1 rRNA gene is annotated in these 468 nt (G+C 42.3%); it reads left to right on the top strand.

Annotation, left to right across the window (positions count from 1 at the left end):
• Nucleotides 1-468: ribosomal RNA gene (locus Q0838_RS14255) — 23S ribosomal RNA — on the top strand; the annotation flags it as partial.

The raw sequence follows: 468 nt of genomic DNA, 5'->3' as shown, positions 1-468 counted from the left end.
ATGGATAATAATCGGGCATAAATATACTACCGAAGCTATGAATTCGAAAGAGTGGTAGGGGAGCATTCTATATACGTCGAAGGTAATTTGTAAGGATTTCTGGAGTTTATAGAAACGAAAATGTAGGCATAAGTAACGATAAAGAGGGCGAGAAACCCTCTCACCGAAAGACCAAGGTTTCCTCAGCTATGCTAATCAGCTGAGGGTTAGTCGGGTCCTAACGCGTACCCGAAGGGGGAAGTGGATGGACAACAGGTTAATATTCCTGTACCTGCTCATATTAAAAGTGACGGAGGTGTGAATCTAGTGCGTACTGACGGAATAGTACGTTGAACCAATTTTTAAGATTGGGATAGTACCAAGAGGTTACGACTAATTGGATAATCTAGAATAGCAACTTCCAAGAAAAGCAAATGAAGCAGCCCGTACCTTAAACCGACACAGGTGGTTGGGATGAGAATTCTAAGG

It is taken from the genome of uncultured Nonlabens sp. (assembly GCF_947495285.1).
Taxonomy (GTDB): Bacteria; Bacteroidota; Bacteroidia; order Flavobacteriales; family Flavobacteriaceae; genus Nonlabens.
Note: the sequence above shows the minus strand (reverse complement) of the source record. Positions and strands in the feature narration are given on the sequence as shown.